Below are 25,725 nucleotides of genomic sequence, written 5' to 3'. Positions count from 1 at the left end.
TGAATAGAAAGGATATTTAGTAGAAAAATATTTAAAGAGAAAATCTTTATCTTTAATTCAAATATCAGTACATGATTGATATTAGCAATACAGGAATAGTTATTTAATTCTAAGGGAGGAACAATACTATGGCAAAAGTTCTAATATTTAATTTTCCAGGAGAAGGACATATTAATCCAACAATTGCACTTGTCGAAGAACTAATAAAAAGAGGCGAGGAAGTTATTTACTATTGCGTAGAAGAGTATAGAAGTAAAATAGAAAATACAGGAGCTTTGTTTCGACCTTATGAAAATTTCATATTACAAATAGACATGGTAAAAAGGATGAGTGGACAAATTAATCCTCAAGAAATATTATTACACATAGTAAAATCTATGGATAAAATAATAGAGATAATTTTAGAAGAAATAAAAGGGGAAAAATACGATTATATTATATATGATAATAATTTCGCTGTTGGATGGATCATAGCAGACATATTACAATTACCTAAAATTTCTTCATGTACAACATTTGCCATTACTAAAAAGATAGCTTCTACACTTATGAAAAATCATGGAGAAGAAAATAAAAAATCTCCTTTATATCAGGAAGTCATGGGTATTTTAAAAAAATGGGAAGATATTTATGGCATTAAGCTTAATGAAAAACAAAATGTGATGACATGCCCAGGAGATATTACTATTGTATATACATCAAAATTGTATCAACCAAATGTAGAGGGATTTGATGACTCTTATATATTTGTCGGTACTTCTATTGAACAGCGTATAGATGTAAATTCTGTTTCCTTAGAACAGGAAAAGGGAAACAAATTAATTTTTATTTCTATGGGAACGGTATTTAACCAGCAACCAGACTTTTATCACACATGTTTTGAAGCATTTCGGGATAGCCAGGTTACTGTCATATTAGCTGTAGGGGAACAAAATGATATTAATCAACTAGAAAATATTCCTTCTAATTTTAAGCTATATAATTACGTTCCTCAATTAGACATTTTATAGCATACTGATCTATTTATTACACATGGAGGAATGAATAGTTCCAGTGAAAGCTTATATTTTGGTGTTCCTATGCTAGTTATTCCAGTTATGGGAGATCAACCTATAGTTGCTCAAAGAATAGAAGAATTAGAAGCTGGAGTTCAGTTGAATCGTAATTTGCTTACTCCAGAAATATTACGGAATACAACAATGCATATGTTATCAAATGATATTTATACAAAAAACAGCCATAGAATTGGGAAATCTTTAAAAAATGCTGGGGGATACAAGAAAGCGGTCGATGAAATTGAAACCTTTAAATTTAAAATGGGTATTAATTAAAGCAAAACTACTGTGACTTTAAAAATGAACTATGAAAATGGGCTATGTGGAGGGTGCTAAAATGAAGAATTTAGAACAAAAATATCAAGAAACTAATTATCTACAATCCTATGAAAAAAGTCTAAAATTATGGCCAACTAGTTTTTTATCTTATTTTGTAGAAACATCTCAAGGAAAGACCCATATTATTGAAAGTGGTAATAAATTAGCACAACCTCTCGTATTACTCCATGGAGCAAAGATGAGTTCGACAATGTGGTATCCAAATATTTTACACTGGAGTAACCATTTTAGAATAATATGTATTGATATTTTAGGGGATAAAAATAAAAGTGTTCTCAAAAAAGGCTTTATAGATCGCTTAAGTTACGCACTATGGTTAAAAGAAGTACTACATACATTAGAAATTAATAACATAAACATTGTAGGGTTGTCATATGGTGCTTTGCATACTGTTAACTTCTTGACATTTTTTCCAGAGAAGGTAAATAAGGCTGTAATAATGAGCCCTGCAGCAACATATATTCCTTTTCATCCCTTATTTTTTTCCTATGCTTCAGGAATGATGAATAGTAGGGAAGGAGTTGAGAAATTTTTAGATTGGATTTTTGGTAATCGATACACTATTCATCCTTTTATTCAAGAACAATTGATAGCAGGAATGATGTGGAATAATTCAGTAAAAAGTGAAACACAAATAGAACGGGGATTCCCATATATTTTTACAAATCAAGAGTTATCCGAAATTAAAACGCCTATGCTGTTAATGTTAGGAGAGAATGAAGTAATGTATAACCCACTAGAAGCTTTCAAATGTGCTGAAAATTCATCACCCAATCTAACTGTAGAATTGGTGAGGGATGTAGGCCATTTGATGTCTATGGAGAACCCCGAGTATATAAATAACCGTATATCTGATTTCTTTAATGATTAGAGTATTTCTATTATCACATTGCAGATGCTACATTAGCTGGACCACTATAAGAACTGTAGTAGCTATACTAAAAAATAGATTTTTAGTTAATATAGGATGCTTACCTTTATTTTTAGCATGGCTTGTCAAAGTTATACTTATGAGATTTATGAGAGAATCGATTGGTGGGAGACTAGCATATCTATCTTGTCTATTTTTTATGTACTATGTATTTAAATTTGTTACAGAGTAGAAAAGCATCTTAGGATGTCTTTTTTTTATAAATAACATTAATGTAGTATGTAAAGCTATACGCTCACACAAGATTACATGTATTTAGTTTTGTAAATCTATATAATTTCAGTTTGGATTTTATTGTCCAATTAAGTTCCAAAGATTAGATTTTCTTGTCTAAAAAGTATCCATTCTCATGTCTTTGTATATCCTTGTTGTAAAAAGACGTGAAAGGAGGAACTATTTTTATTGTATAAAATGCTGAATTACCTAGGGCAAAAGTTTATTTAGTATCCATTTTCATGTCCGCATATCAAGACAAGAAAAGGGGTACTTCTTTAAACTAAGACACCAAAGTGGGAACTTTTTAAAAATAGCAAAACAGGCAACTAAATTTGTTATAATTGATAAATATTACATTTGAATATTTGGATGAGTTGAATTTTGAACAAGAAATTATTAGCAGCTCTAACATGTAGTGCTTTATTTATGGGGATGACAGCGTGTGAATCTAATAATACTGCTAGCACAGCGGAAAAATCAAAGCAAGAGAGCTCAAAAAAATCAAGCAATACACAGAAAAAAGCTACAAAAGAAGAGGTATCGGTAAAAGAAGTAAATACAACTATTAATGCTGGGCCCTATAAATATAGTCCTAATGGTTTAAATAATGAGCATTTCCTAATTATGATAATGCAAAATTCGAAGATGATTTTGATGGACTTAAAGTATCTATAAACCAACTATCTTTAACAAATAAAGAAAAAGTTTTGGACGGAAATGATATTGGTTCTATTCGTATAGCCTTTACAATTGAGAATACCTCAAGTTCTACTTTTACTCTTAACTTTAATGACGTACAGGGTACTACTGATCAGGGCGAACTAACTAATACATTTAATGCTGCCAAACCAGCTCGTTTACACCCTACTTTAAAAATTGACGATACAATGGATAATAAAGTTGTATTTAAAAACTACGGCACCCAAGATTTAGAATCAATAAACTGGGTTGATTTTACTTTTGAAATCCATAGACAAAGCCCAGAAATGACAATTGCAAAAACTAGAAAATATAAAATTAGATTTAATATAGATCAGCAATATACAGGGATTACCAATAAACAAGAACAACCTCAATCTTCTTCAAATAAGGATGCTGTTACATACAAAAATGAAATTAAACCTAAAATCGATACCATGATAAAAGAGTATAAAGATATATGGAATCAAGAAGTAAAATCGGTTTTCAACAAAGAGGAGGAGACTCCAGCAACTGTAGACCAAAATACTTTACAAAAACAAATGGAGCTTGTATCAACTAAATACAGGGAATTGTCAAAAGAGAATATCAACTTTAATGCTGCTGATAAAATAAATGACCCTGTTCTAAAAGAAAAAATAAATAAATTTAGAGAAGAGTTTGGTCTTGCGGCAAATTATAGAGAAAATGCAGCAAATGCTATATTGCAAGGGGCCCGTGGTGTAGCTCCAATGGAAGACAGAATGAAGGAAGCCCAAAAATCAAGACAACTTTCTGAACAAAAGTTTAGTAATGCTTCAACTAATTTAACTGAATTTGAAACAAAATTAACTAGTAAATAGTATAAAAAAGAGAGCTATGCTCTCTTTTTAAATTCTCAGTAAAACCTAATTAACTGTGAAGTTGAAATTTAATTTTCTATCAATAACAATATATATTTATGAAAAATCTACTTTCATGTTACAGAAAATAGACATGAAACTCTAACTTTTTTAAATATAATAAAAAGGTTTATCAACAGTATACGTTGAATGAATTTCAAACTTAGGATATATTTTTCCAGGAAAAATAAGTCCATTTTCGAAGTAGGATCTCTAAAGGACCATATTTAAATTTTTTTAAATATAAAGAACTAACAAAACACTGTATAGAAAAGATAATTATTACAACAAAAATTAAAATCATCGCACTTAAGCCTTTAAACAAACCAATATGATAACCGCATACAAAAATAACAGTCTGCATAATATAATTTGTTAATGAAGTTCTTCCGATATTTCCAAGCCATTTGAAAATATCCTTATTCGAAAATTGAATAAATATATAAGAAAAGGCATTGATATAACCTATTGCTAAAAGTGGTGATCCAATATTTAATAACCATTCAGACCATGTGTTTTCAAAATTCATAATACCAATGTATTTCATACCGAAGGCAAATGGAATTAATAGAATTCCACGCTTATACCAAATATATTCTTTCTCTAAACAAACAAATACATCTTTTTTTGCAGCAGCCATTCCAAATAGAAATAATGGCATTGTCTGTGCATTAGTAATTACTGATAGAAGGAATAAAGATATTCCGATAATTATTAAGGTTTTTGGTGTTTTTTCGACTAGAAATAGTAGTAACAATCCAATGATACCGTAAGTAAGAAGAACATCACCGTGCCACAAAGTAGAATGAAGAACCCCGAATAAAATAAGCATCCCAAATCTTCTAACTAAATGTAATCTCACCTGTTTATTCTTTCGTTTTAAAGATTCTACTAATTTTATAAGAGAATATCCAAATAGGAATGTAAATATTGGCATAAAACTACCTTCAGTTAATATCTTAATAATTTTTTCTATTTTAGCATCAGCTTCAGTACCTTTATCCAAAAGACCATAACCATAAATCACAGTATTAGCAAATAAAATCCCTAATAAGCTAAAACCTCTTAAAGTATCAATTAACTTAATTCTTCCTTTTTGCAAAATAAATCCTCATTTCATTATTTTTTTTCTATAATAAAATAATCTTCTTATCATTTTTTTTTGTTTTTCTTAAGAAATTCTTAATACGAGATTTACGCATAACTAAAATAGAATACGTAGATAGAAAAGATAAAATCATAAATTTGTTATAAACAAAAAACCATATCCTTTCCTTTTTAGGAAAAGTTATGGTTCAAATGTAGAAAAATATAAAAATATCCTCATACTAAAATATTTTTCAATTTGTATACAAACTCTATCCGACGCATCCCTTAGTTTTTAAGAAAAACTTAAGAAAACATCGCAATATTTGTTAAGAAATTAGTTTTATACTTAATTCCACTATTGATTTCACCTATATCTATTTAGAAAATTCACGTTAATAAATGAATAATAGATGCGAATAATATCTATGAAGAAGGTGGTATATATTTTACCATCATAGTTATTATTTGCATTTACATATAGTTAAAAATCATTATAGTTGTCATATTACAGATCATAGAAACAGCATTGGAGGAGATTTTGTGAGTAAAGAAACCATACTAATTGTTGACGATGAAAAGGAGATTCGAAAACTGATTGCAATATATTTAAAAAATGAGGGGTATGAAGTCTTACAAGCTGAAAATGGTGAAGAAGGATTAGAACTTCTAAAAGAAAACGAAGCACACTTAATTGTTCTTGATATAATGATGCCGAAAATCGATGGGATTCACATGTGTATGAAGGTAAGAGAAATGGCAGAAATGCCTATCATTATGTTATCTGCAAAAACACAAGATATGGATAAAATCTTGGGATTAACAACAGGGGCAGACGATTATGTCACTAAGCCGTTTAATCCACTAGAACTGGTGGCTCGTATTAAGTCACAACTCCGTAGATATATGAAAATGAATGGTGGAGTAAGTGAACAAAAAATGAACGAAAATGAATTTGAAATTGGAGACATGAGGGTAAATGTAGCAACACACGAAGTCACTGTATCAGAGATTAGAATAAAATTAACACCAAGAGAATTTGCGATTTTAGAATTACTTGTTAGGAATCAAGGAATAGTGCTAAACGCTGAACAAATTTATGAAAGGGTATGGAAAGAAAGGTCCTTCCAATCTGATAATACGGTGATGGTACACATTCGAAAAATACGTGAAAAAATTGAGGAGAACCCAAGAAAACCTCGTTATATAAAAACCATTTGGGGGGTAGGTTATAAAATTGAAAAAGATTTTTAAACCCATTTATTATGTAAATAATCAATTGAAGAATATATTAAAAAGAAATAGTAACTATATATTAAAGAGTATCAGGCTGCAACTCATTACAAGTTTTTTCCTTTGTGCATTACTCGGATTCACTGTATCAAGGGCTGTAGCTCCAATTGCTGAGGGTGTAAATACAACAGCATACGTGGATTATAGTACGAGTATGGAGAATATTAATTTTCAAGCAAAAAGGATTGCAGAAAAAGCTATAGGTAACAATAGAACATCGAATCTGCAAGAAATAATTAATGAAATGGCTGAAGAAAACAGAGATTCTCTAAAGGTAATAATCACAGACGAAACAGGTAAGGTTTTATATAAAACACAACAAGCACAAGAAACAGAAATTAATTTGCATAATATAATTAGTAATGTGATGAATTTTGGCGTGAACCAATCTAAAATGATTCATCAAGAACCAGGTATAGATGAAACACGTAAGGAATTTATTACGTTTTATCCAATCACAGTTGAAGGTGAAAATTTATATATGTTCGTAAGTGGAATTCCAGATGGTTCCATACAATATCATATAGAAGAAGGAGTTCTCCCAACATGTATTGGAATTATCGTATTTATCTTCTCTTTCTTTTATATTTCAAAGAAAAAGATGAAACAAATTGAGGAAATGGCGCAAGGAGTAAATGAAATTGCAAAGGGGAACTTGGCATATAGAATTGAGGAGAAAGGGCAAGATGAGATGGCTTTGTTAACAAAAAACATTAACCAAATGGCTGAAGAACTGAAAGTGAATATTGAAAAAGAGAGAGAAATTGAAAGACAAAAAAATGAATTAATCACAAATGTCTCGCATGATTTACGCACACCACTCACTTCTATTATGGGGTATCTTCGTTTATTAAGTGATGCTAAATATGAGAACCGTGAACAGTACGATGAATATATAAAAATTGCATTTTCAAAATCAGAACAACTCAAAAATTTAATAGAAGATCTATTTGAGTATACCAAATTAACGAATGAGAACATTGTGTTAGAAAAACAAAAGGTAAGCATCAATGAAATGTTGGATCAATTAATTGAAGAACTAGTACCATTGGCAGAGGAACATGGTCTTTCATTTTCAAAAGAGTTTCCAGATGAACGTATACAAGCTTTAGTTGATTCAGAAAAACTTGTTCGTGTATTTGAAAACTTACTAATGAATGCAATTAAATATAGTTTAGATGAAGGGGAAATTAAAGTTTCTCTTCAAAAAGAACGAGATAACATTAAAATTTCTGTAGAAAATCCAAGTGAAGAATTTACCCAACACGAGCTAGAAAACTTATTTGAACGTTTTTATAAAAAGGATCAGTCGAGAAGTAGAGTCTCAGAGGGATCTGGATTGGGACTTGCAATTGCTAAAAGTATCATTAATCTCCAAAATGGAGATATTCGAGCTGAATATGAAAATGGTATTGTAAAATTTATTATTATACTCCCCTTAAGTGAGGATTAATTCTATAGTGGCCATAGTGAAATAAGTTGGGTATCAATACGTGAAAAAGAACTCTTATCATAAGAGTTCTTTTTTTACATATATAAACGATTTGTTAAGAAAATCTTAAGAAGCTCGCTCACTTTTTATTAAGAAATGCTCTTTATACTTAGAAATGTGTTAAAGAGTAATTCATTCTTATAAAAATTTTTAAAAGTGAATGTGTTGACATTTAACTAGATAGGAAAAGAAAGGTGGAATAGATAGATGAAAAAAGCATTGATTGCAGTGTCAGGATTAATCGTTGTAGGAGGTGGATTATTAACTTACATCGGAGGAGACATAGTAGATAGATTTAATCCGTTAGTGAAAGAAAAAGAAGTGTACACTCTTACAAAAGGCGCAGCAGCACCCGACCCTGAACACAAGGGTAAAAGATACTTTTACATGTTAAATGGAGTTGATGAATTGGGTAATGAAAATACTATTAAAGTAGGGGTCTCTGGTAAGGATGAGTATGTAGATTCTTATTTAAAGGTTCATGTAAAAGGAAATTATGTTTATGAATTTGAGAAAGTGCAGGAAAAAGACATTCCCGAGAAAGTAAAGGAAAAACTAAAAAAATAGATAACGATTGTATCAATTGAAAAACAAAGGTAGGAGAATATTATGAGCAACTCAGTTGTAGATGTTAAAGATGTGCAAAAAGTATACGGTAAAAAAGGTGAAAATCAATCATACGCATTAAAAGGTGTATCATTCTCAATCCAAGAGGGAGAATTTGTTGGAATTATGGGACCATCTGGTTCTGGAAAAACGACATTATTAAATGTAATTTCAACATTGGATAAAGCAACAGAAGGCATAGTCCAAATTGCAGGTACAGATATTACACAAATGAAACAAGGTGAACTTTCTGATTTCCGTTCACAAAAGTTAGGATTCATATTCCAAGACTTCAATTTGTTAGAAAACCTATCTGTTTATGAAAATATTGCACTGCCACTTTCTCTACAAGGTGTTCCATCACGTAATATTGGACCAAAAGTAAAAAAGGTAGCAGACATGTTAGGAATTTCAGAAATCCTTCAAAAATATCCATCTGAAGTATCTGGTGGACAAAAACAACGTTCAGCAGCAGCACGTGCTCTTGTGCATGAACCAGCTATTATTTTAGGAGACGAGCCTACAGGATCGCTTGATTCAAAAAATGCAACGAGTTTACTCAATGCAATGACAAACTTAAATGAAGAACAAGGTGTATCTATCATGATGGTTACTCACGATCCATATAGCGCAAGTTACTGTCAACGTATTCTATTCATTCAGGATGGTGAGCTATATAAAGAGATTCATCGCGTTAGTACACGTGAATTATTCTATAAAGAAATTTTAGATGTGCTAGCAGATTTAGGTACAGCAAAAGTGTAGGAGAGGGAGTTCAGCATGTTATTTAAGCTATCTATGTCAGGTTTAAAGAGTAAATCGAAAGATTATATTGTTTTACTTATTGGTCTTGTAATGTCAATTTCAATTTTTTACATGTTCCAAACATTAGCATTAAACAAATCATTTATTCAATCCAATTCAATGATTAATTCAATTGGATACGTTTTTCAAACAGGATCAGTTTTATTAGCAAGCATTACATTCTTCTATATTTTATATGCAAACTCATTCTTACTATCACTTCGTCAAAAAGAGTTTGGCATGTACATGACGTTAGGAGCAAAAAAGTCTAAGATTGCAATGCTAATGTTTATTGAAACAATCGTGATTGGGATAGTATCCTTAGTGATTGGGATTACATTGGGAATAGGGCTTGCACAAGTAATTGGCAAACTTTTAATGAAACAACTTGATTTTACAGCAAATGGATATGAAGTGTTTTATGTTCCATCCATAACAATTACATGCGCATTCTTTTTTATATTATTTGTATTATCAGCAATTATGAATAGTATTAAACTATCAAGCATTTCGGTTTTACAGTTAGTACATGCGGATGCTTCGGCAGAGCGTACAATAATTAAAGGAAAATGGACTGGTATACTTTCAATTTTGTCCATTATTTTATTAGGAAGTGGTTACACTTCAATGGTTTATATGGAGAAACTAAGAGAAGGGGGTATTATAATTGCGATGTTCACGACTACAACGGGAACATATATGCTATTCGCTTCTTTACTTCCATTTATTGTAAAAAAATTAAAAAGAAATAAAAAATTGAATGAAAAAGGGCTTAATGCTTTTACATTTTCACAGTTGAATTTTCGAGTAAATAGTTTAACGAAAGTATTAGCAACAGTAGCCATGCTTGTTGCACTCGGTGCGGGTGCTATCACAGGTGGAATGGCTTTTAAAAATGATGTTAAAAATTTTGCTGAAAACCACCAAATATATGATACAGTGATTCCTAACCCAACAGTTGAGGAGAAGGAAATTATTAAGGATATTCCATTTAATGAGAAAAATGAATACCGTTTTAAAGTTGATGATACATTTGTGTACTATCTAAAAGAAGATTTAGAAAAAAAGCGTCCATTAGTTTTTGTTTATAATAAAACAAATAATAAAAAAACAATAAAGCGTGTATCTGAAGAACTTCCGTTAGGTGCAATTTCAATAGATAAGGAGAATAAAAAGGTTATTCCAGAAACATGGAATAGAGCTTTAATCTTACTTCAATCAACTTCTTTAGACAATATGCATAAAACATTTAAAATTGTTGATCAAATGATGTATGATGAGATAAAAGAGAAAGAAAATATTGTTTTCATAGGTAAAACAGATAATTTTACAGCATATACAAAAGAATGGAAAAAAATTGACGAGTTACTAATTGATAAATATAAACTAAAGGATAACGATTTTTATAGTAAATATATGGCGTATACGAATTACTATATTAATGCTAGCGGAACAGTATTTATGGGATTCTTCTTGGGAATTGCTTTTCTTACGATGATGGCAAGTTGTTTAATGTTCAAAATTCTTACTGGTGCATCAAAAGATATTATTCGCTATGAAATGCTTCGTAAAATTGGTGTTCGTCGTGAATTACTTTCAAAGTCTATTTATAAAGAGCTATTCTTGGTGTTCTTATTTCCTGCGATAGTTGGTATTGCACATGTTTTAATGGGTATGAATATTTTCGGATTTATTCTAATTGATCCTTATTTCCGTATATGGATACCAATTGTTATTTTTATAGTTATTTATGTGATGTATTACCTTATTACAGTTCAATTGTATAAAGGAATTGTCCTCCCAAAGGAAAAATAATCTAATGAGGATGTGACTTTCTGTCACCATCTTGTGTTAGTAAAGATGCATATATTACAGTTGCAAAAATGAATATATTAAAGGCTACAAGCTAGGATGGTGCTTCTTAGCTTGTAGCCTATTTTTATTTTAAGTATATCAAAGAGGAAACTACAAGTTGAACTGAGCATTATTTGGTATCTTGGGTAGGAATAAACAATTGCTTTTTTTAGAATAGAACAAGGTTATTGTTATATTAAAATAATTAATTCCCTAGGGTTTATATGAAATTTTCAAGACCATTCACTATGCATAAACATTATTATTTCTGAGCTTATTAAGAGTATCTTAGTAATTTCATTCTATATTTAATAAAGATCTCTTTTCGCTTTAGAATGTTCAGAATTATAATTCCATCTTTGAAAATACAAATGTAGAATAGGAGCAATATAAATGAAAAAGATTCTAATTTTAATCTTAGGTTTAGGTTTTATAGTATATATATTACCTTACATATTACGTGGAGAACTGGACAGATTTAATCCATTCTTTGAACACAAATATGTATATGCTGTTGCTAAAGGGTATGGATTACCTGACCATTATTATAAAGGAAGATATATCTATGAACTAAAGGGCGTAGATGAATCAGGAAAAGAAATGGAATATAAGGTGGGGGTAAATACACCTAATGATTTCATTACGAAAACATACTTAAGAATTGATGTTCAAGGAAGGTATGTCTTTTCTTATAAAAAAATATCGAAAAAAGAAATTCCAGAAAAGGCAAAAGAAAGACTAAAGATATAGCATGCAAAAATATTATTTATCCTTAATGTAATCAACTCAAATTTGACCTAAAGCGTTGTTCTTTAAAAGAAAAGAATAGCGCTTTTTTTACATTTAGATCAGGGTTATTCAATAGCAGATACACTATAAAAGTTATAGGTTGACGTTATATGTAATCAATCGTTTTTATAACGAATACACATAAAAATATTTTAAAAAATCCCTTTTGAACACTTTACATTCCAATGGGGCTTTCTTGAAATATTTAGAATTTATATATGTTACTAAGCAATCGTTTTTTTAGGTTAAAATCACATCGTATATAAATGTAATTACTTAAGAAAATTTTAAGAAAAACTATGTGTTTTTATTAAGAATCCTTTTTTATACTTAGTACTATCTTATAAAACACATCTATCCTTAATATTTTTAATAGGTTACAAAAGATTGTCTATCCATCTATTCAGCTGAAAAATTAATATGGTTATAGGAGTTGTTAAATTACAAAATAAAAGGATTTTTCCATGTGTATATAAGTGTGTGTAGTAAAAAAACTAAGTTTAATGTCAATATACATTATTAAAATTCCTATCTGTTTTTATAGAAGATTACTACCAACTAATTAATGGGTTAAAAATAATGATAGTAAATTATATGTACTTCCTTTCCCACACAATCTTGTACATATTTTAAATTTAGTTTAATTACTACACAGACTTTTATATATGTGGAATAACTTAAATAAAAAGAAAAATATCATTTAGACATTTAATTATAAAAATATGTCTAAATGATATTTTTGTTTGAAATTCTTCAGATGAATATAAAAGATCAGATGTGAAATAAATTATTATTTAGTTATTGGAGATACTGTTATGAAATACACGGGCAAAATAATTTTAACTATATGCATTATAATTCTGTTGATTTTTCTCGTTATCTTTTTCTATACAAAATTTTTCTTAAAAGATCAAGGTGCTATGGAAGAAAAGTTAGGTAAACAAGAAATGAGAAATTCATTAGAAAAACCCACTACAAAAGATATAGAAACTTTTGAGGTACCACCACAAGAGGTTACTAATAACAATGAGCTAGATGAGTTATTAAAAAATAAACACTTTAACGGGACGGCAGTAGTAGTGAAAAATGGGAATATCCTTATAAATAAAGGGTATGGATTAGCAAACCAAGAACAACAAATACATACTAATTCCGAAACATCTTATTATCTTGGTTCCCTAACAAAAGGAGTAGTAGCAACCGCTATTATGCAATTGAAAGACCAACAAAAACTGCAAGTTGAAGATAAAATAAATAAGTTTATCCCAGATTTTCCAAGAGGAGGAGAAATTACATTAAAGCATCTACTTACGCATACTTCCGGAATTCCAGAACATGATGAGGGAGAAGAGAAAATTTCACATGATGAACTTATAAAAAAGATAGGCAAACAAAAGTTACTCTTTACCCCTGGTTCTAAATGGGAATATTCAGATTCAAATTATGCTATTCTTGCATATATCTTAGAGAAAGTAAGTGGACAAAATTCAGAAATATATATCCAAGAAAACATATTCAATGCTGCTGGTATGAAACATTCAGGGTTTGGAGAAAAATTCATCCATGAAAAATATCCTTCCACTGGATATAAAATAACAGAAGGTACAATAAAAACTCCATCATTACCCCATATGTCCCAGCTTTTCGGGTCTGGAGATATTTATACTACTGCACATGATTTATATTTATTCGATCAAGCCCTATATACAAACAAAATAATTTCCAAAGAAAGTTTTACTGAAATGTTTACGCCCGTTAAAAAAGACTATGGTTATGGTTGGTATGCTGAGAATAGTTATTCTGCTCATGGCGTTATGCCGGGATGGAATCTTTTAAATAGCTTTAGTAGAAATGGGACCATTTACGTTATATTACTTTCTAATATACAAAATAACCTTAACCTAGGCTCTTTAAATAATGATATTTATATAACACTACAAAATATAACATAATCTATATAAAAGAAATATTTTACCCCGCTTTAACGGGCAATAAAACTCTTGATTGGTTCAACTAAATAAAATTTCACTTTATTAAAAAAAAGCGGAGTATACATAAAGCACCTATTTATGTATACTCCGCTTTCAAATTAGAGAAAGATAGAAAAAATCGAGTGCGAACTTGATTAATAATTCCATACATTTTGAAAAGATCCAAACTAAATAAAGGTTTGGATCTTTTCGCATGCCTAAACTGTTTTACTAGTTTTTTTAGTTCAAACTTTATTAAGAAAAACTTAAGAAATCCTCTGAGTATTTATTAAGAAACTGCAGATATACTAAAAATCGTCTTCTTTTATAAGAATTGGTTAGTTTAAAAAATGAAGAACAACAAATGTAAAATATCAAGAAAAGGTGAGAACGAGATGAAAAAGAAATTATTGCTTATCAGTGTAGTGACAATAGGTATTGGGGTAGGATCATATTTTACTTTTACTAGTGATAGTTCTGAAGTAGCTATGGCGTATGATACTTATAAAATAACTGAGAAAAAAATTGAGAATGCGCAGAAATTTGGCGGTGAAGTCATTCCAAATGGGATTGAAACGATTGCGTTTGATCCTTCAAAAGGCAATTATGAGCTTTCTGTTAAAAAAGGTGAGGAAGTCAAAAAAGGAAAATTACTATTTAAATATGATGATCCGTCTATAAAACTAGAAAAAAGTGAAGCAGACATGCAAAAGAAGTTAGCTGAAAAAGAAGTTGCATTGTTACAAAAGCAAATTGATACAGCAAAACAAAAGCTGCAAAAAGATAAAAATGCTGGTGTAGAAAAAACGATGCTACAAGCAGCTGAACAAGAAATTCAAGGACATGAAACACAACTTGAAATGAAGAAGTTTGAAATCGAAAAAGCAAACCAATTAATACAAGCAAATAAGGAAAAAGTTAATGCACTAACTGTCACAAGCCCTGTTGATGGTGTGATTGAAGAAATTAGTAAGGGAACAGACGAGAAAACAGGGATGAGTGGTATTACGATTCGCACAGCTGGTCCATTAAAAGTAAAAGGTCAGTTATCAGAATACGAACTTTCTCAAATGAAAGTTGGACAAGAAATTTCTATTACGTCCAAAACAGTACAAGGGAAAATATGGACAGGAACAGTAACAGAAATTGGAACAACACCAGTAAAGACTATGGATGAAAACAAAACAATCTCTAACTATCCGTTCGTTGTTACATTAAATAACTCTGAAGAATTACAAACAGGTTTTCATGTATATGTCATAAGTAAAACAGGTGAGGCAAATGGTACAGTTGTTCCGAAAAGTAGCATCGTCAAGAAAGGTGATAAAAACGTTGTATTTATCGTGAAAGATGGGAAAGCAAAGGAACAACCTGTAAATATTGAGTTTGAAACAGATAATGAGGCGAAGGTTTCTGGTATAAAAAAAGATGACCAAATTATTTCTAAGCCTGAGAAAGACGTTACAGATGGTATGGAGGTTTCCGCTCAATGATCGATTTAAAAGGCATCACGAAATCCTTTCAAAATGGTGAAGAAACGGTTCAAATCTTACATGGTATTGATGTAACACTAAATCAAGGTGAATTTACTTCGATTATGGGACCGTCTGGTTCTGGTAAATCAACACTCATGAATATTATTGGCTGTTTAGATAAACCAACAACGGGCACCTATTCATTAGCTGGTCAAAATATTTCAAGCATGTCTGATACGAAACTTGCATATATTCGGAATAAAGAAATTGGATTCGTCTTCCAAAATTTCATGCTACTTCCTCGTTTAACAGCATTACAAAATGTAGAATTACCGCTTATTTATGCTGGAATAGATAAGAGGGACCGACGTGAACGTGCATTAGCAGCACTTACGAAAGTAGGTCTTGCTGAACGTTCAAACCACCTTCCAAATGAACTATCAGGTGGACAAAAGCAACGTGTCGCTGTCGCTCGAGCAATTGTAAATAATCCGAAATTTATTTTGGCGGATGAGCCAACTGGTGCACTTGATACAAAAACAAGTAAACAAATTATGGATCTCTTTTACGAATTAAATAAACAAGGCGCAACAATAATTGTGATTACTCATGATCGTGAAATTGGAGAAGCAGCAGCGCGCCAGATAGTGATTCGTGATGGAAATATCGTCCAAGATTGGAGAGGTTGATTTTGAATACGAGGGAAAATATACGTATGGCCATATCTTCTATTTTTGCGCATAAAATGCGCTCCATTTTAACTATGCTCGGAATTATTATTGGAATTAGTGCTATTATCACAATTATTTCAATGGGAGATGGATCAACTGTTAAGTTTAAATCTCAGTTAGAAAAAGCAAAAGAGGATGAAATCACAATTTTTTATGAAAATCCTGATTTTGGTACAGATAACGCAAAGATCTCACCTGAGATGATTAAGCAATTACAATCCATACAAGGAGTAAAAGATGTGTATCCACAGGCAAGTACAGAAATAAAGGCCTATTCTGGAAAAAAAGATACTTCTCTTAATTTAAATGGTGGAACAGGTAATTTTATGGAAGATAATAAACTCACAATCCTTTATGGTCGTCAGTTAAATACTCATGAACTAAGTCAAGCAACTCCTTCTGTTATCTTAAATGAAAAAGCTTTTACAAAAATATTTGATGACTGGGAAGAGGGTTTATACGTTGATTTAAAAGGAAAACCATATAAAGTTGTTGGGGTTTATAAAGGTGAGGATAAATATGTACCTTCAGATCCTGCAGGATATACATCCCTTGAAAATATTTCTTTTATTACAGGAGTAAGCGAATATGATCGAGTAAAAGTAAAATTAACTTCTGCAGATGAGCGAGAAACTGTGGGGAAACAAGCAGTATCACGTTTAAATGAAATTAAATCACCTAAATTTGAACACGGATTTACAACCGGTGGTAAGGATGACTATATGGAAGATGTAGATGATGGAACAAATATGATAATTATGGTTCTCGCTGGTGTTGCTGGAATCTCCTTAATAGTAGGCGGTATCGGTGTGATGAATATTATGCTCGTATCCGTAACAGAACGTACGCGTGAAATTGGTATTCGTAAAGCACTTGGTGCAACAAGAGGGAAAATATTAATTCAATTTTTAATTGAGTCTTGTATCTTAACATCTTTAGGTGGATTTATTGGGTTTATACTTGGTGTTTTCTTTGCATGGCTGATTGCAATTTTTGCAGAGTGGCCACTTATTATTTCAGTAAGCTTAGGTCTTACTACGGTAGGTTTTTCTATGTTAATAGGAATTATATTTGGTTTACTTCCAGCGAATAAAGCAGCAAAGCTAGAACCTATTGAATGTTTACGTTATGAATAAGAAATCAGGGAACATAATATTATTTTATGTTCTCTTATTTTGTCTAATAATTCTAAAACAGAAAGAAAAATGGAGGATGCTTTACATGTATAAAGTTTTAATTATAGAAGATGATTCAAATATCGCATCTTTATTGCAATCTCATATTCAAAAATACGGTTATGAAGTAGTGGTAGTAGATGATTTAGATAATGTAATGGAGTCATTTTATGAAGTGAGACCACACATTGTTTTATTGGATGTAAATTTACCTAAATTCGATGGATTCCACTGGTGTCGTCAAATTCGTCATGAGTCTACATGTCCCGTTATTTTTATTTCTGCTCGCGCAGGTGAAATGGAACAAATTATGGCGTTTGAAAGCGGTGCGGATGATTATATGACAAAACCATTTCATTATGATGTGGTAATGGCAAAACTAAAAGGGCAATTACGTCGTAATTATGGAGAATATGCGTCAAATGTTACAGAGCGGGTTGTAGAAGTCTATGGTTTAAAGGTTTATACCGAAAGACCAGAACTTCATTTTGAACAAGAACAGGTTCATTTGACAAAGAAAGAAGCGATTTTGGCAGAGATACTATTATCTAAGTATCCCAGAACAACTAGACGTGAAGAATTATTATCAGCAATTTGGGATGAAAAAAGCTTTATTGAAGAAAATACGCTCAATGTAAATATTACACGTCTTCGTAAGAAATTTAGTGCAATTGGTATTCAAAATGCAATTGAAGCAATAAATGGATTAGGCTATCGTTTGAAAGTAAGTTGGAATGAATAGATATGACTAAATATACAAAGCTAACGAAAGAAGGAGGGAAGAATGATGAAATTTTGGCAATTTGCTTTAAAAAATGTTGTACGTAATTCTCACGCTTATTTTGCTTATTTTTTGAGTAGCACATTTTCCATTGCAGTCTTTTTTTCATTTGCTGTATATGTATTCCATCCACAACTGCAAAAGGTAAAAGAATTAGAAGAACATCAGGCTCTTATAAATATGAGTAAAAGTGCTCAAATTATTATTATCGTTTTTTCCTTTTTATTTTTACTGTATTCCATCAATACGTTTTTTAAAGTTCGTAAAAAACAGTTTGGTATATTATCTATACTTGGTATTTCAAATAAGCAATTAAAGCAGCTTTTGTTTATTGAGAATATGTTTATTGGTATATTATCTATTTTCACAGGCATTCAAGTAGGATTGGTCTTTTTTTATTTTTTTCTATTAATAACCTCAAAATTAACAGGTGCGAAAGATCTTTATTTATATTGGCCAATAAAAGCATGCCTAGTAACGACAGTAATATTTATCATTTTATTTATCATCGTTTCTACGCTGACACCTATATTTATTCGCAATCGTAAGACAAAACGTCTTATGGAAGGAAATCACCTAAAAAAAGAAGAGAAAAAACCTTCCGTTCTTTTATTGTTTTGTTGTTTAGCATGTTTAGGGGGCAGTTATTATATTGCTGGAAACACGGATTGGTACATGAAACAAGATAGTATCGCAAATACGTATACGGTTTATATTATTATTTCAATAATTCCTCTTGTAGCAATTGGAACTTACCTACTATTTTCGCAAGTTGCTTTTTGGTGTATTCGATTACTAAAAAAGAGTCGTAAATTTTATATGAAACGAAGCAATATGTTGTGGATTTCTGACTTAGCAACTCGAACAAGAGGTAATATTAATATGCTTTTTATTGTTACCATGTTAACCGCATGTGCATTTACCATTATTACGGCATTGTTTGCAATGAATAATTACACAAAGTCAGGTATTATAAAAGATTATCCAATACCTTTTACGTATATATCTTATGAAAACAATCCCATAGAGAATAAACATATTACTACTATTGAAAAAGAGCTAAAGCATCACCAATTTCAATATAAAAAGTACAAGTCTATGGTTTTAAAGGATAAAATTTTTGATAGAGAAATCACAATTATGAAAGAAAGTAATTACAATGCTTTGTCTAAGTTATTGCATAGACAGGAGATCAAACTAGCTAATACAGAAGTTATTATTACGTCGTCATTTTTGTCGAATGTATTGACAAATCCTTTTGTAAAACAAGATTTTATTACCTTGGATTCCAACAATACAAGATTTTCTATAAAGTCTTTTTTACCAAAAGCAATAGAACCATTCCAAGAAGTTGTGGTCATGAAAGATATTATATTTGATACGATGATTCCTCATCTAGAGACAGCAACGATTTATAATTATTTTGTTGATAATTGGGAATCTAGCCTTATTCCTACAACAAAGATGTTAAAAGTAATTAATCAAGATAGTGAGAAGTTTTTACAATCTAGGGAAGGAAATCAGAATATCCCATTTAGTATATATACAGCTAGTGATGCATTGCATGTAAGTAAACAAGATAAAACTTCCGCTTTCTTTATCGGCACATTTTTAGGAGTTATTTTCTTTATAGGGGCAGCTAGTGTTTTGTATTTCAGAATGTATACTGATTTAACACATGAGGAAATGAAATATATTACAATTATAAAAATTGGATTAACAGATTCAGAAATGTTTCGTTCTGCAACGATTCAATTGGCTATTTTATTTTTTGTGCCTTACGTTATTGCAGCAATCCATACTATATTTGCTATTAAATTTTTGCAAAGTCAATCAGATTTCCCTTTATTAAAAGAGTTAGGCATTGTACTCTGTTTTTTCGGTATAGTTGAAATGATTTTCTTTTTCTTACTCCGTTCATTTTATATAAATAAATTATCAAAGCACATTAATTTATGAAGAAACTAGCCTTGTATATAAAGGTCTCTTTTTTAACGAGGCTTACATATTTTAATGGTTAATTAAGATAATGTAATGTGAATAACTTAGCAATAGAAAAAATAAATATCATCCATTTATTAAAAGGAGGAGCCAATATTGAATTTTATATTCTAAATGATCGTTTTAATTATATGGAGAATCTTATAAAAGAAATAGATAATAGACTAACCAGCTTTTTAAAAATTAAAAGGGGCAAGCTTTGAATCAATATTTACTAGTAAAATTAGATTACAAAACACTAGTCTCTTATCATTAATAAAAATACATCACTATTAAATGGTGTTGTATTTTTATTTTAGAAAGTATTGTTATACGCAGCTGTACAGAAATAAAGGTCTCTTTTAATTAATAGATTTGCTATTGAAAATCATGGTAAAAATGTACGTATATATAACTAAAGCAATTCCTTTATAAAAAAGTATCCACTTTCTTGTCTAAAAAGTATCCATTTTCATGTCTTTGTACACTTGTACAATAGGAGGGGAGTTTACTTACACCACACCACTTAACATTTCGTTAAACTTAGATTTAACGAACTCTTGAATGCTGAAATTCTATCTCTACTAGGGGGAGCATAACACATTGATATTAAGTTAAAATTTATAAATCTAAAAAAGGTAGAAAGATTTATTTTCTACCCTTCTTATTATTTATAAATATTTACTGTTGTTCTAAATTTCTTATATAAGATTTTACAGCTTGCAATAAGAATTCTTCCTGCCCCATACTTGCGTCCGCTGCCATTTGCACTATTTTTTGCTTGAATTCATGATTTGCATGAAAAGTTAATGACTCTACATTACTTTTAAAGTAAATACCTTCTACATGTGGAAGGATCGTGCCGGATTTCATATGAGAATGTAAGTATTTAATCTCCTCTTGAAACTGCAATGGATCAACTTGTAATACGAAAGGTTTAATTTCTAATTTGATAGTATCAGATGAAATACTCAATCGCATATTTGTGACACCTAGTTCTTTATAAAATAAATTTATTAGATTATAGGTTATGGAATGGAATAGCTGAGGTTTTTTAAATGAAAAAGATAAATACCCTCGTTTCGTAATTACCGCTTGTTTATGGAAAGGCTCAAAGGCGTAATCACGTTCCTTATAAGTGGATAGAGAGAATATTTCTTCGTCTTCTGTAAGAATCTTGCCGTCTGCTCCATTGATCTCTATTACCCTAGCTGTTTTTCCGGTATGTTGGTGTGTTAATAATTGATAAAGATAAATTTCTTCTTCTTGAATCTTAGTAATGAATGTTTTTCGCTCTTTTGATGTAGTTTTTTCATAAGTAAGTTGAAAAGTTTCAAGATCATCTTTATCAATGATATATACTTCTTTTCCACGTTTTTCAATCTTTGAAGCAGGTAATTTACCAGATTTGATATAGGTAAAAACTGTAGATGGTGCTACATTGAGAATTTCAGCTGCTTCTCTTGTACTATATCCTTGAACCTCTTCAATATTTTTTAAACGTTCAATATCCTCTAAATAAAAAATCTTACTACCGAATTGCTTCCAGTTATCTTTATATACACATTCTATTAATCCATCTTTTTCTTTTTGTAAAATTGTTTGTACCGTTACTCCTAATAAGCCGGCTGCCTCTTTTGTCGTTACAGTAGGTTTTGTAATGAACAATAAATCTTGTGTCATGAAAGGACACCTCCTTAACTATCGTTTGCTAGTATTTTAGATATGTATATATCATATCAGAATATGATATATATTTAAAACAAGAACTAGAATTCATTAAAGTCCTTATACATATTTATGATTTAAAAATACTTATAATTCTTTTTATATTTTAATGGGTTTTTATATTTTATTTTATTATAAAAATAATTTTACTGTTAAATAGCAAATGATTAAAAGATATCTACTTTCTAATAAATTATAAAAAAATATAAGTATAAGTAAATAGAGAAGAATATAGTATTCTTACAGAAAGAAAATGAATTATCATTTGTATAATGAATAGAAGTAAAATAAAATGGTAAGTAAGGATTATAAAGAGAGTTACATTCATAATCTTCAATAGAAGAGGTGGATTCGAAATATGGATAAACAAAATGAAAAAGAGAACTTACCTATAACAATGAATCAAAGTGAAGATATAGATACATATATAGAAAATATAAGAGATATGGTTCCATTCCTGCATGATAGTCGTTATGTAGATAAGATGGAAGAGAAGATGGAGGTTGCAGAAAAAGAGGGAAAGAATAAATATACGTATTTAAGTGATTTAGAAGTCATTTATCATTTCATACATTTACAAAAAGATATGGATGAGAAGAAGAATAGAAAAGAGGATACGAAAAAGAGTTATGTTTCTGAAATCTTATCGTTTTGTCAGTGCATGGTGCAGCATGCAGAAGCATTCGAATTGAAAGGGGAAGAGGTACAGCAAAATGAATCTTTATTAAAAACATTACAGCCTTGGCATATTCGTAAATATAATGCTTGGTTGAAGCAGGTAGAGAACGGTAGGAACGGGGACACGTACGCGGTCGCAACTCTTGCGAAGAAAACAGTGCTCATTCGTTCTTTTCTAAAACATCTTCATGTTTTTTCATATATCGAGAAGCCTCTTCATGAGGAACTACAGCGCGCTAATGTAAATGAACAGGATCGACCAAATCGGGACCTATCCTATGATGAAGTAATGAAAATTTTAGGGTTTTATAAAGAACAAGGGCATTTAGTGAACTATACAATTTTACTAGCTCTAGCAAGTACTGGTGCAAGAATTCAAGAATTGTGCACCGCGAGAGTAAAAGACTTACATTATGACGGAAAGTATTGGTTAAAAGTCACAGGAAAAGGAGATAAAGCACGTGAACTTTTCATTCCTGAGCATTTATTCCAATGTATAAGCGAAATGAGACGGAGAAGAGGATTCCAAACTATATTGGATCAAGGAGATGAATTTCCTTTATTCGTAAATCAAAGAGGAAATTTTTATAATCCAAAAACGTTATCAAATCAGGTAACAGATATGATAAAAAAGACAAATTTAGATTTTCTAAAGTATCGTGAAAATCCTGTAACGGCACATACATTTCGTCATGCATTTGCAATCATGGCGGTTGAACAAGGAAATGCGGATCTATATCATTTAATGCAAACACTAGGTCACGAAAATATCCAAACAACAAAAATCTATTTAGAGAAGCATATGAAACGAAAGAATAATGTGGGGACTTCATTTGCGGATATGCTAGTGTGAAATTTCGATATAAAAATCCTATTTAATTATATATTTTTTATATAATTAATATGGTTATGATTCACATAAAAAATAATGAGGAAGAGGGTTTAGTAATTATGTAGTTAAATTTAGTGACAGTAAGAAAATTAGGAGTTACACTTGGAATAGATATATCAGCACATGCAATTGGCTCTGTCAGTGAGAGGGGCTCCTCCCCCAATGATTAAATTGAACTTTTAAAATTAGGTGTTCTCCCACCTAATTTCTTTGCTCCTGCCTATTTTGGGGATGGGAGTCTTACTGTTTAATTTGGAGGTTTATGAAAATAAAAGAGCCTGTTTAAAGTAGGAAAACAGGCTTTAAAAGCTTAAATAAGAATTAAAAGTATGAGTATATTTTTGGGTGAAGAGGTGGGGGAATTGGGATATTTAATTTTAGCATTTATATTTGCAGTTAGCGTATATTTCCTAGTTTTTGATAATCCTTATATAACTATTTTTATTATATTTCTCATCTTGGTAGGGAAGTCGTTATATGACAGCAGAAAGAAGAAGCAGTAATCAATAATACAAGGACAATATGGGAGTAAGATAGCGAATTATTGATATAATATAAATTATAGAGCAGGTGGTTTTTGAAAATGATTCTTGAAAATGTTAGTACAATAGGGGCACTTGCTTTTTTATTTTTAATGATTTATCTTGCGGATCCTAAAGATGTAAGCTTGCTGACAATCCCAGCTTACTTTGGTGGAATATGGGTGACTCACTGGCTTACCGAAAATGGATTTCAAGGTACCTTTATTTATACGAGTTGGTTAGTAATCTACATCGTTATAATGATTTACCTTTTCTTCGCTTCAATCCGTCTAGGCATACGTAACATAAAATATATTAAAGAGAAAATAAGAAAACGTAGATCCATAAAAAAATAACGCAAAGAGAAACCGTCTTTACAGGCGGTTTTATTGTTATACTGAAGTGCAATGTAGATTATTTAACATTTCAGGAGGGATAATAATAATCTACACATACACATTAAGAAATGGCTAAGAAAAATCAATAAAGGTAGAGTCCTGGCGTTCATTTAGAGAAGAAATGAATGTGTTAGGAATCCAGGATTCAGATGTTTTTCCAATTCAGTTAGTTGAATACGGGAAAGAGAGAACGAAAAAGAATTCTCCTAAAAATACTAGAAAAAAATAGTCTACTTACGTATAAATATAATATTTAAGCACATGTTATATACAAATATAGTGGAGGTGCAATTATGAATATTCAAAGACAAGAAAGTAATACAAATGAAATTCTTATTTCTGCTGCAGCAAGTGCTATTGAGCAAATGAAGTATGAAATTGCCCGTGAATTAGGAGTCACACTAGGACCTGATACATCATCACGTGCAAATGGCTCTGTCGGTGGAGAAATTACAAAGCGTTTAGTTCGAATGGCTGAAGAGCAATTAACAGGACAATACAGAATACACTAAGATTAAAAAACAAAAGGAAAAAGGGTCCATAAAATGGAACTTTTTTCTTTTTATTTGCATGTAATCCAAAAATTAATTTTTATAGCTTAAAAACGACCTTTCAGATTCCTTTATAAGAGTTTTTATTCAACAAGGTAATACAATAGGGGCAAAATTAAAAATAATCCATTACAAGTAGATTAAGAGCTATTTAACATATTCTTGTTATATTTTATTATTTTTTTACTAGTTTATTAAAAATTTATAATTAGTGAAGTCATCTCTTTAATTAACCATTGATATTGACCGATAAATAAGTGGGTAACAAGGATAACTAAGGATAAAACAGTGTCCTTTTCAAGCGTGAGTATAAATTTCTATCATTCTATACTAGTATATGGTTACAGTAATTAATTGTGAAATAATTGAATATAACTAAGTTACGATAAATTCAATAGTAACTGGGATTGCAGGATCAAATGTATCGCCACCTGGAATTGTAATCGCTCCAGTTGGGCCAGTAGTAACACTTGATTCTCCGCCTGGCTGAAGTACACCGTTTAGGTAGAAATTATAATACGTAAATTTTGGGAATGCTGTAGCAGCAACACCAGCATCATTTAAGCAAGCTGTAGCAGCAATTGCAAAAGCGGCACCTGTAGCTTACCCGCACCTAGTGTAGAAGTAAATCTTCTGGAAGCCATAAATGGAGGTATGATAGCTATTGGTATTCACCTCCTTCTCAATTTTATTAGGACTAGATTAGGAGAAAGCTTGTCCTATATTGTATTCTATGACGTATTTAAATACTAGAAACGGCTTATATATTAGGATTTAAGTGCAATTATTAAATTAGATAC

General features: G+C 30.6%; 18 protein-coding genes and 3 pseudogenes. 18 read left to right on the top strand and 3 right to left on the bottom strand.

What is annotated here, in order from left to right; translation table 11 throughout:
- Window positions 1–128 precede the first annotated feature (128 nt).
- The 3 genes and pseudogenes from DN404_RS00695 (at window position 129) to DN404_RS00685 (ending at window position 4,082) form a co-directional block, all read left to right on the top strand.
- Window positions 129–1,331: pseudogene (locus tag DN404_RS00695) on the top strand (macrolide family glycosyltransferase).
- 61 nt (window positions 1,332–1,392) lie between these two features.
- Window positions 1,393–2,265, top strand: a complete 873-nt coding sequence (locus DN404_RS00690; protein WP_149214580.1) for an alpha/beta fold hydrolase — start codon at window positions 1,393–1,395, stop codon at window positions 2,263–2,265.
- 657 nt (window positions 2,266–2,922) lie between these two features.
- Window positions 2,923–4,082 (top strand): annotated as a pseudogene (locus DN404_RS00685) (ribonuclease).
- Window positions 4,083–4,284: 202 nt separating this feature from the next.
- On the opposite strand, the gene DN404_RS00680 reads toward DN404_RS00685, so the two are convergent.
- Window positions 4,285–5,223: a DUF418 domain-containing protein gene (locus DN404_RS00680; protein ID WP_149214579.1), complete on the bottom strand. Its 939-nt coding sequence runs from the start codon at window positions 5,221–5,223 to the stop codon at window positions 4,285–4,287.
- 527 nt (window positions 5,224–5,750) lie between these two features.
- On the opposite strand from DN404_RS00680, the gene DN404_RS00675 reads away from it, so the two are divergent.
- The 12 genes from DN404_RS00675 (at window position 5,751) to DN404_RS00620 (ending at window position 20,136) form a co-directional block, all read left to right on the top strand.
- A complete protein-coding gene (locus tag DN404_RS00675) occupies window positions 5,751–6,461 on the top strand; it encodes a response regulator transcription factor (RefSeq protein WP_149214578.1) in 711 nt (236 codons plus the stop codon).
- Entirely contained in the window at window positions 6,445–7,953 is a 1,509-nt protein-coding gene (locus DN404_RS00670) for a sensor histidine kinase (RefSeq protein ID WP_149214577.1), read from the top strand. Before DN404_RS00675 ends, DN404_RS00670 begins: the two co-directional genes overlap by 17 nt.
- 246 nt (window positions 7,954–8,199) lie before the next feature.
- A complete protein-coding gene (locus DN404_RS00665; protein WP_149214576.1) occupies window positions 8,200–8,559 on the top strand; it encodes a YxeA family protein in 360 nt (119 codons plus the stop codon).
- A 42-nt stretch (window positions 8,560–8,601) separates the two neighbouring features.
- Entirely contained in the window at window positions 8,602–9,363 is a 762-nt protein-coding gene (locus DN404_RS00660) for an ABC transporter ATP-binding protein (protein WP_149214575.1), read from the top strand.
- Window positions 9,364–9,378: 15 nt separating this feature from the next.
- Window positions 9,379–11,217: an ABC transporter permease gene (locus DN404_RS00655; RefSeq protein ID WP_149214574.1), complete on the top strand. Its 1,839-nt coding sequence runs from the start codon at window positions 9,379–9,381 to the stop codon at window positions 11,215–11,217.
- Between the two features lie 432 nt (window positions 11,218–11,649).
- A complete protein-coding gene (locus tag DN404_RS00650) occupies window positions 11,650–12,006 on the top strand; it encodes a YxeA family protein (protein ID WP_149214573.1) in 357 nt (118 codons plus the stop codon).
- Window positions 12,007–12,860: 854 nt separating this feature from the next.
- Entirely contained in the window at window positions 12,861–13,997 is a 1,137-nt protein-coding gene (locus DN404_RS00645; protein WP_149214572.1) for a serine hydrolase domain-containing protein, read from the top strand.
- A 413-nt stretch (window positions 13,998–14,410) separates the two neighbouring features.
- Window positions 14,411–15,508, top strand: coding sequence for an efflux RND transporter periplasmic adaptor subunit (locus DN404_RS00640; protein ID WP_255444847.1), 1,098 nt, complete (start codon window positions 14,411–14,413; stop codon window positions 15,506–15,508).
- Window positions 15,505–16,179, top strand: a complete 675-nt coding sequence (locus DN404_RS00635; RefSeq protein WP_149214570.1) for an ABC transporter ATP-binding protein — start codon at window positions 15,505–15,507, stop codon at window positions 16,177–16,179. The genes DN404_RS00640 and DN404_RS00635 overlap by 4 nt, the downstream gene beginning before the upstream one ends.
- A 2-nt stretch (window positions 16,180–16,181) precedes the next feature.
- Window positions 16,182–17,357, top strand: coding sequence for an ABC transporter permease (locus tag DN404_RS00630; protein ID WP_149214569.1), 1,176 nt, complete (start codon window positions 16,182–16,184; stop codon window positions 17,355–17,357).
- A gap of 85 nt (window positions 17,358–17,442) precedes the next feature.
- Complete coding sequence (locus DN404_RS00625) at window positions 17,443–18,138, top strand: response regulator transcription factor (protein ID WP_149214568.1); 696 nt, start codon at window positions 17,443–17,445, stop codon at window positions 18,136–18,138.
- 45 nt (window positions 18,139–18,183) lie between these two features.
- A complete protein-coding gene (locus tag DN404_RS00620) occupies window positions 18,184–20,136 on the top strand; it encodes an FtsX-like permease family protein (protein WP_149214567.1) in 1,953 nt (650 codons plus the stop codon).
- Between the two features lie 702 nt (window positions 20,137–20,838).
- Here the strand turns inward: DN404_RS00620 and DN404_RS00615 are convergent.
- Entirely contained in the window at window positions 20,839–21,840 is a 1,002-nt protein-coding gene (locus DN404_RS00615) for a helix-turn-helix domain-containing protein (RefSeq protein ID WP_149214566.1), read from the bottom strand.
- 403 nt (window positions 21,841–22,243) lie between these two features.
- Between DN404_RS00615 and DN404_RS00610 the strand changes: the two genes are divergently transcribed.
- From DN404_RS00610 to DN404_RS00600, 3 genes are all read left to right on the top strand, one after another.
- Complete coding sequence (locus tag DN404_RS00610; protein ID WP_149214565.1) at window positions 22,244–23,416, top strand: tyrosine-type recombinase/integrase; 1,173 nt, start codon at window positions 22,244–22,246, stop codon at window positions 23,414–23,416.
- A 622-nt stretch (window positions 23,417–24,038) separates the two neighbouring features.
- On the top strand, window positions 24,039–24,332 hold the full coding sequence (locus DN404_RS00605; RefSeq protein WP_149214564.1) for a hypothetical protein: 294 nt from the start codon (window positions 24,039–24,041) through the stop codon (window positions 24,330–24,332).
- 335 nt (window positions 24,333–24,667) lie between these two features.
- Complete coding sequence (locus DN404_RS00600) at window positions 24,668–24,886, top strand: alpha/beta-type small acid-soluble spore protein (RefSeq protein WP_086388992.1); 219 nt, start codon at window positions 24,668–24,670, stop codon at window positions 24,884–24,886.
- Between the two features lie 414 nt (window positions 24,887–25,300).
- On the opposite strand, the pseudogene DN404_RS00590 reads toward DN404_RS00600, so the two are convergent.
- Window positions 25,301–25,590 (bottom strand): annotated as a pseudogene (locus tag DN404_RS00590) (DUF4183 domain-containing protein).
- Between the last annotated feature and the right edge of the window lie 135 nt (window positions 25,591–25,725).

The sequence above is a fragment of the Bacillus sp. TE8-1 genome, from assembly GCF_008368855.1.
GTDB classification, from domain to species: domain Bacteria; phylum Bacillota; class Bacilli; order Bacillales; family Bacillaceae_G; genus Bacillus_A; species Bacillus_A cereus.
This window is presented reverse-complemented; position numbering and strand designations above follow the sequence as displayed.